We start from the raw sequence: 7,605 nt of genomic DNA, 5'->3' as shown, positions 1-7,605 counted from the left end.
CCCCCCCCCCCCCCCCCCCCCCCCCCCCCCCCCCCCCCCCCCCCCCCCCCCCCGTGGCGTGCCGGGCCCCGTGCGGTGACCGGACCCCGCCCGTCCGGCACCGCCGGGCCGCCGGGCGTGCCAAGCTGTGGGGCATGACGCTTGAGGACCTGGTACGGCTGCGCCGGGTGCGCGACCGCATGGACCGCGAGTACGCCGAGCCGCTCGACATGGCCGAGCTGGCCCGCGGCGCCCACATGTCGCCGGGCCACTTCCAGCGCAGCTTCCGCAAGGCGTACGGCGAGACGCCGTACAGCTATCTGATGACCCGCAGGGTCGAGCGCGCCAAGGCGCTGCTGCGCGGCGGCGACCTCACGGTCACCGAGGTGTGCTTCGCCGTCGGCTGCACCTCGCTCGGCTCCTTCAGCTCGCGGTTCACCGAGCTGGTCGGCCGGACCCCGAGCGCCTACCGGGCCGGCTCGCACGAGGAGAGCGCGGTGATCCCGTCCTGCGTGGCCCGCTCGTTCACCCGCCCCCGGCGCCGGCCGTACTGACCGGACCGTGGCATCGGGGGGCACGGCGGCCCGGCCGGCTCTAGCGTGGGCCCATGGATCTGAAACTCAAGCAGTGCTTCATCGCGGTGGACGACCACGACAAGGCGCTGCACTTCTACTGCGACGTGCTCGGCATGGAGGTCCGCAACGACGTGGGCTTCGAGGGCATGCGGTGGGTCACCGTGGGGTCGCCGCTGCAGCCGGACGTGGAGATCGTGCTGGAGCCGCCGGGCGCGAGCCCGGACATCTCCCCCGCCGACAAGCAGGCGATCGCCGAGCTGCTCGCCAAGGGCCTGCTGCGCGGGGTGATCTTCACCACCACCGACTGCGACGCGCTGTACGCGCGGGTCCGGGAGGCCGGCGGCGACGTGCTCCAGGAGCCGACGGACCAGCCGTACGGGGTGCGCGACTGCGCCTTCCGGGACCCGGCCGGGAACATGCTGCGCTTCCTCCAGCGGCCCGCTGAGCAGTCGGCGGGCTGACCGGCGGTACTCATCCATTGTCCCGGCCGGCGGCGGGAACGGCTGCCTACCATCTCGCCATGAACACGATCCGCTGGACGTACGCCTTCGTCGACCGGCCGCTCGGCCGTCTCGCCGCGGCCCACACCTTCTGGACGGCCGTCACGGGCACCCGGCTCTCCGGATTCAGGGGCGAGCACCGGGAGTTCGTGACGCTGCTGCCGGACGGCGCTGACCCCTGCCTGAAACTGCAGGGGGTCCTCGACGGCGAGGGCGGGGCCCATCTCGACTTCTTCGTCGAGGACGTGCGGGCGTTTCTGTCCACGGCCGCCGGGCTCGGCACGGCGACGGTCGCCGACCACGGGGACTGGGCCGTGCTCCGCTCGCCGGGCGGGCAGCCGTTCTGCGTGGGCGCCTGGCAGGGCGAGGCGGTCCGGCCGCCCGTGGTCGAGGGCAGCCGCCTGGACCAGGTGTGCCTGGACGTCCCGCCCTCCGTGTACGACGCCGAGACCGCCTTCTGGGCCGCGCTGACCGGCTGGGAGTCGCCGGCCGCTTCCCGGCCCGAGTTCCACGTGCTCAGACCGCCGGCGGGCCTGCCGGTCCGGATCCTGTTGCAGCGGCTCGACGACGAGCGTCCGGCCTCCGCCCATCCCGACCTCGCCTGCGCGGACATCGGGGCCACTCGGGAGCGGCACGAGCGGCTGGGCGCCACGGTCGTCGGCCGGGGTCCGCACTGGACGGTGATGCGCGACCCGGCCGGCGGCCGCTACTGCCTGACCGGCCGGGACCCGGAGACCGGCGGCCTGCCCCGGGCGTGAACGGCCCGCCCGGTCAGTCCCAGGGCTCCACGTCCACCACAGCGCCGACCGGCACCGGACCGTACACGTGCGGGAACTCCTCGCCGCCCGGCTGCATGGCCTCGTACCGCACCGGCACGCCGAGCAGGGCCGGGTCCACGACCAGCACCACGAGGTCGTCCGGCCCCTCGTACGTGCCGTACAGGAAGGCGGCGATACGCGGGAGTTGCTCGCGGGTGGAGAAGTGGATGAACCCCTCCTCCTGGAGGGTGCGGCCGCGGGTGGACACCTCGTAGGTGCCGGTCTCGCGCGCCGCCTCCCACAGGGAGCGTTCGGTGATGTGGACGATGTGCGGCAGTTTCGGCATGCGGCCACGCTAGAGCCTCGTCCGGGCCGCGCGGCACCCCGCGGGCCCCGGCCGCCGGGACGGCCCGCTCATGCCGCCCGGGATCGCCCCGCTCAGGAGCCGCCCGCCGCGGACTCGCCGGGGCGTGGCGCACCGGCGCCGGGTTCCGGGACGCCTGGCTCGGTCCGCACAGCCGGCCCGGCCGGCCCGCCGTGGGCCGCGCAGTCGGGGTTGCGGCACGGTCCGGGCCGCCACACGGGCACCCAGGCGCCCAGTGTCTTGTGCCGCCCGACGACCGTGTCGACGGACTGTCCGCAGACGGGACAGACATGTTCCTCCCTGTCCATGCCCTCAGCGTAGGGCGGCCGGGGGCGCGGCGCTTCCTGTGGTACGTCCGCACCAGGACGCCGTCGCCGAAGAACCGGCGCACCGCGTCCAGGCCGGACTCCTGCATGTCCGGGCCGGTGGCGGACATCGGCATCCCCTGACCGCGGACGAGCGGGTACGTCTCGACGACGAGTTCGTCGATCTCACCGAGCAGGGCGCCCCGCGGTCCCGCGAGCCGCCGCACAGGAAGCGTCGAGGTGCTTCTCGTCCAGGAGCGGGGCAGCGTGGAGGCGTCGCCGTGCTCGTCACCGATGAAGCCGTCGAGCGAACGGGCGAGGCGCGGGCCCGCCGGGCCGGAGCCACCGGTGGGTGCACGGGGTCAGGAGCCGCACACCCCCGGTGGCCCCGGGGTATCACCGGCCGGCCGCCGACGCGGGCCACGGCCACCGCGTCACAGGTCGCGGCGGCCCCGGACACCGCGCCGCCGGCCGGCGGCGGTCCGAGGACTTCCGGCTGCCGGGCCGGATCGGGCACCAGGTCCCGCGAGCCCGGCATGACCCGGACGACAGGCGCTAACTGCTGCGCCGGGTCACGAACTCGGCCAGGGCGAGCAGACCCCCCGCCGCCTCCGGCGCCGGCACGGCACGGGCCAGCTCCTGCATCGCCCGGGCCATCCGGTCGGCCGCCTCCGCCTGCGCCCAGTCCCGGCCACCGGCCCGCTCGACGGCCAGGGCCGTCCGCGCGATCTCCCCGCCGTCCCCGCCCTCCCCCTCGGCGTACGGGCTGCCGTACAGCGCGGCGAGTTCCGCCGCCGCCGGGCTGCCGGAGACGAGGGCCGCCACCACCGGCAGCGACTTCTTGCGGACCGCGAGATCGGCGCCGGCCGGCTTGCCGGTGCGCTGCGGATCGCCCCATATGCCGATGACGTCGTCGATCAGCTGGAACGCGAGCCCGGCCTGGCGGCCGAACCCGTCGAGCGCCGCGACGTCCTCCTCGCCGGCGCCCGCGTACAGGGCGCCGAGGGCGCAGGCGCAGCCCAGCAGCGCGCCGGTCTTCGCCTCGGCCATGGCGAGCACCTCGTCCAGGGTGACGTCGTCCGGGGCGCGGCGCTCCATGGCCGTGTCCGTGTGCTGGCCCGCGCACAGTTCCATGACGCAGTCGGCGAGCCGCACCGCGGCCGGCCCGGCCGCGGGGTGCGGGTCCTCGGCGAGCAGGCGCAGGGCCAGCGCCTGGAGGGCGTCACCGGCGAGGATCGCGTCGGCGTCGCCGAACACGGTCCAGGCGGTCGGCCGGTGCCTGCGGGAGGTGTCCCGGTCCATCACGTCGTCGTGCAACAGCGAGAAGTTGTGGACCAGTTCGACCGCCGCGGCCGCCCGGACCGCCGCCGTCCTCGCCCGGGACCCGCCGAGCGCGGCGGCCGCGGCCAGGACGAGTGCCGGTCTGATGGCCTTGCCCGCGTTGCCCGCCGCCGGTGTGCCGTCGGCCTGCTGCCAGCCGAAGTGGTAGAGCGCGATCCGCCGCATGGAGCCGGGCAGCGAGTCGACGGCCGCCCGCAGCGCCGGGTCGACCAGGGCCCGGGTCCGCTCCAGCAGCACCGCCGCCTCCTGCCCGTCGAACGGCCCGGGTCCGGCGTCGCCCGCGGCCCCCCGCCGCTCGCGCGCTCCGGGCACACGCTCCCTGGTCCCCGTCATGAACTCGGTCATGGGCCCCCCTCGCACAGTCCGCGGACGGCGCCGCTCGTGCTCCGGCCGCCCGCGCACCCCGGGGACGCCCCCGCCCCGGAGGGCGGGGACACGGCCGCGACGTGCGCAAACGTCACCTCCACCGGCCGATCTCGACGTTCTCCAGCACACCGAGGGCGTCGGGCACCAGGACGGCCGCCGAGTAGTACGCCGTGACCAGGTAGTTGATGACGGCCTGCTCGTTGATGCCCATGAACCGGACGGACAGGCTCGGCTCGATCTCGTCCGGGATGCCGGACTGCCGGAGCCCGATGACGCCCTGCTCGTCCTGGCCGGTACGCATGGCGATGATCGAGGTCGTGCGCTCCGGGGAGACGGGGATCTTGTTGCACGGGTAGATCGGCACACCACGCCAGGTCGGGATCCGGTTGCCGCCGATCTCGATGGTCTCCGGCACGAGTCCGCGCTTGTTCAGCTCGCGCCCGAACGCGGCGATCGCGCGCGGGTGGGCGAGGAACAGCTTGGTGCCGCGGCGACGGCTGAGCAGCTCGTCCATGTCGTCCGGGCTGGGCACGCCGTCGTGCGGCTGAAGCCGCTGGTCGTACTCGCAGTTGTGCAGCAGCCCGAAGTCCCGGTTGTTGACCAGCTCGTGCTCCTGACGCTCCTTCAGCGCCTCGACCGTGAGCCGCAGCTGCTGCTCGGTCTGGTTCATCGGCTGGTTGTAGAGGTCGGCGACGCGCGAGTGGATGCGCAGCACGGTCTGGGCGATGCTCAGTTCGTACTCGCGGGGGCGGCCCTCGTAGTCGACGAAGGTGTGCGGGAGGTCCGGCTCGCCGCTGTGGCCGGCCGCCAGCTCGACCTCCTTCTCGCCGTACTTGTTGGTCCGCTGCTCGGGGATCGAGCGCAGCTGGTGGACATGGTCGCGCAGCGAGTCGGAGCGCTCGGCGACCTGCTCGAAGTCCTGGCGGCTGAGGGACAGCACCGTGCAGGCGGTGTCCGCGCGGGCCGTGTACTCCCAGATCGCGTCCGGGTCCAGCAGCGCCGCCTCGCCGAAGTAGGCGCCGTCGGCGAGGACGCCGAGGACCGCGTCGTCGCCGTACGGGCCGGTGCCGATCTTCTCGACCCTGCCGTGCGCCAGCAGGTGGACCTCGTCGGTCCGGCTGCCGAAGGAGGCGATCAGCTCCCCGGGCGCGAACTCCCGCTGCCGGCAGCGCCGGGCCAGCTCGGTGAGCACCTCGTCGTCCTCGTACGACCGCAGCGCCGGCAGTTCGCCGAGTTCCGCCGGGATGACCTCCACCTGGTCCCCGGTCTTGACGAAGGTGATACGCCCGTCGCCGACGGCGAACGTCAGGCGGCGGTTCACCCGGTACGTGCCGCCCTGCACGTCGACCCAGGGCAGGGTCCGCAGCAGCCAGCGGGAGGTGATCTCCTGCATCTGTGGGACGGACTTGGTCGTGGTGGCCAGGTTCCGCGCAGCCGCCGTGCCGAGAGACTGCTGGGGCTTGCCCTGCTCCGTGCGGACCTCTTCGCCTACCGACATAAGAAAATGCCCTCTCCTGTATGCCCGGCGCCGCCTCGCACACCGGTTGCGCGGTCGAGCCTTCCAGCACACGGAGTGACCGCGCCATTACCCGAAAGAGCGGGAATGGATCATCGCACTAGTGGGCAGAAAGAGGGACCTTGTCCAACACCGCCCCGGATGCGCGACCTGTCCGGATCGGCTCGCACAGTGTGCGAACGATGTAGGCCGGGGCGTCCGTTTTCGGTAGAAGCTCCGGTACGACGGGGCCGCGACCGGCGGCCACCGGGCACAGCACGAAGGAGCCGGCCATGGCCCCTCCCCTGTCCGCGAGCGGATTTCTGGACGCGCTTCGCACGGAAGGCGTCACCGTCGTCGAGGTCGGCGACTGGCGGCACCACAACCGCAACCACAAGGGGCCCTGGGGTCCCGTCCACGGCGTGATGATCCACCACACCGTGACCCGCGGCAGCGCGCGCACCGTGGAGATCTGCCGCGACGGGTTCCCGGCGCTGCCGGGCCCGCTGTGCCACGGCGTGATCACCAAGGACGGCACGGTCCACCTGGTCGGCTACGGCCGCACCAACCACGCCGGCCTCGGCGACGACGACGTGCTGCGCGCCGTGATCGCCGAGAAGGGGCTGCCGCCGGACAACGAGGCGAACACCGACGGCAACCGGCACTTCTACGGCTTCGAGTGCGAGAACCTGGGCGACGGCGAGGACCCCTGGCCCGAGGAACAGCTGGACGCGATCGAGCGGGCCGCGGCGGCCGTGTGCCGCGCCCACGGCTGGACGGAGCGGTCGGTCATCGGCCACCGGGAGTGGCAGCCGGGCAAGGTCGACCCGCGCGGTTTCTCGATGGCCTGGCTGCGCGACCGGGTCGGGGAGCGGCTGAAGGGGTAGCCGGGGGCCGGGCGACAATGGGGGCGTGACCAGCCCAGGCCAGCTCGCCCCGCGTCTGCCGTCGCCCCTGGAGGAGATACGGGACGACCGGTTCGACCGGCGCGGTCTGCGTCTCCTCCTCAAGCGGGACGACCTCATCCACCCCGAGCTGATCGGCAACAAGTGGCGCAAGCTGGTGCCGAACCTGGCGGCGGCGCGGGGCCGGCCGCTGGTCACCTTCGGCGGGGCCTGGTCCAACCACCTGCGGGCGACCGCGGCGGCGGGCCGGCTGCTCGGGCTGCCGACCACCGGCGTGGTGCGCGGCCACGAGCTGGCGGACCGCCCGCTCAACCCGTCGCTGTCCCGGTGCGCGGCCGACGGCATGCGGCTGCACTTCGTCGACCGGTCGACGTACCGGCGCAAGGACGAGCCGGAGACCCTGGCCGCGCTCCTGCGCGCGGCCGGCGCCGAGGGGGCGTACGTGGTCCCCGAGGGCGGCAGCAACGCCGCGGCCGTGCGCGGCTGCCGCGACCTCGGCGCGGAGCTGCGCGGCCGTGCCGACGTCGTGGCGGTGGCCTGCGGCACCGGCGGCACGCTCGCCGGGCTCGCCGCCGGGCTGGCGCCCGGGCAGCGCGCGCTCGGCGTCCCGGTGCTCAGGGGCGGCTTCCTGGAGGGCGAGGTGACGGCCCTCCAGGAGCGTGCCTTCGGCTCCCGCACCGGCGCCTGGTCCCTCGACGACCGCTTCCACTTCGGCGGCTACGCCCGTACCGGCCCCGAACTCGACGCCTTCGCCGAGGACTTCGGGCAGCGGCACGGGCTGCCCGTGGAACGCCTCTATGTCGCCAAGTTGCTCTGGGGACTTGTCGCCCTGGCCGGGGAAGGCGCCTTCGCGCGCGGGACGACGGTCGCCGCGGTCGTCACCGGCCGGCCCTTCCCCGCGGCGCCCTGACCGGGCCGGCCCGCCGGCCGCCCCTGCGGCGACCGGCCGCCCGTCGACCCGACAGCCCGTCGACCAGCCGTCCGTCGCCCCCCTCACCCGGCCCTCCACCGACCCCC

The 7,605-nt window shown here is 74.5% G+C and carries 9 protein-coding genes; 5 read left to right on the top strand and 4 right to left on the bottom strand.

All coding sequences use genetic code 11. The annotated features are described in order from the left end of the window. Positions 1 to 134 precede the first annotated feature (134 nt). The 3 genes from V7E45_RS36760 to V7E45_RS36750 are packed head-to-tail and all read left to right on the top strand — an operon-like array spanning position 135 to position 1,812. Positions 135 to 533, top strand: a complete 399-nt coding sequence (locus V7E45_RS36760; protein WP_333778626.1) for a helix-turn-helix transcriptional regulator — start codon at positions 135 to 137, stop codon at positions 531 to 533. Positions 534 to 586: 53 nt separating this feature from the next. Next, positions 587 to 1,015 (top strand): VOC family protein, encoded by a 429-nt coding sequence (locus V7E45_RS36755; RefSeq protein WP_333778625.1) that lies wholly within the window; start codon positions 587 to 589, stop codon positions 1,013 to 1,015. A 59-nt stretch (positions 1,016 to 1,074) separates the two neighbouring features. Continuing rightward, a complete protein-coding gene (locus tag V7E45_RS36750; RefSeq protein ID WP_333778623.1) occupies positions 1,075 to 1,812 on the top strand; it encodes a VOC family protein in 738 nt (245 codons plus the stop codon). Between the two features lie 13 nt (positions 1,813 to 1,825). Here the strand turns inward: V7E45_RS36750 and V7E45_RS36745 are convergent, their stop codons facing one another. The 4 genes from V7E45_RS36745 to V7E45_RS36730 all read right to left on the bottom strand — a co-directional run bounded on the left by V7E45_RS36745 (position 1,826) and on the right by V7E45_RS36730 (position 5,686). After that, positions 1,826 to 2,158, bottom strand: coding sequence for a DUF952 domain-containing protein (locus tag V7E45_RS36745; RefSeq protein WP_333778622.1), 333 nt, complete (start codon positions 2,156 to 2,158; stop codon positions 1,826 to 1,828). Positions 2,159 to 2,250: 92 nt separating this feature from the next. Continuing rightward, a complete protein-coding gene (locus tag V7E45_RS36740; protein ID WP_333778621.1) occupies positions 2,251 to 2,484 on the bottom strand; it encodes a hypothetical protein in 234 nt (77 codons plus the stop codon). 552 nt (positions 2,485 to 3,036) lie between these two features. Next, complete coding sequence (locus V7E45_RS36735) at positions 3,037 to 4,167, bottom strand: family 2 encapsulin nanocompartment cargo protein polyprenyl transferase (protein ID WP_333778620.1); 1,131 nt, start codon at positions 4,165 to 4,167, stop codon at positions 3,037 to 3,039. A gap of 112 nt (positions 4,168 to 4,279) precedes the next feature. Then, positions 4,280 to 5,686 carry a family 2B encapsulin nanocompartment shell protein gene (locus V7E45_RS36730; protein ID WP_333778619.1) on the bottom strand — a complete coding sequence of 469 codons (1,407 nt, stop codon included), beginning with the start codon at positions 5,684 to 5,686 and terminating at the stop codon, positions 4,280 to 4,282. A 290-nt stretch (positions 5,687 to 5,976) separates the two neighbouring features. Here V7E45_RS36730 and V7E45_RS36725 point away from each other — a divergent pair, with 290 nt between their 5' ends. Together V7E45_RS36725 and V7E45_RS36720 are read left to right on the top strand one after the other, a co-directional pair. Then, positions 5,977 to 6,570 (top strand): N-acetylmuramoyl-L-alanine amidase, encoded by a 594-nt coding sequence (locus V7E45_RS36725; RefSeq protein WP_333778618.1) that lies wholly within the window; start codon positions 5,977 to 5,979, stop codon positions 6,568 to 6,570. A 25-nt stretch (positions 6,571 to 6,595) separates the two neighbouring features. Next, positions 6,596 to 7,498 carry a 1-aminocyclopropane-1-carboxylate deaminase/D-cysteine desulfhydrase gene (locus V7E45_RS36720; RefSeq protein WP_333778616.1) on the top strand — a complete coding sequence of 301 codons (903 nt, stop codon included), beginning with the start codon at positions 6,596 to 6,598 and terminating at the stop codon, positions 7,496 to 7,498. Positions 7,499 to 7,605 lie beyond the last annotated feature (107 nt).

Source organism: Streptomyces sp. IBSBF 3136, from assembly GCF_036815105.1.
Lineage (GTDB): Bacteria > Actinomycetota > Actinomycetes > Streptomycetales > Streptomycetaceae > Streptomyces.
The sequence above is the reverse complement of the archived record's forward strand: the minus strand, read 5'-3'. Positions and strand labels throughout refer to the sequence as shown.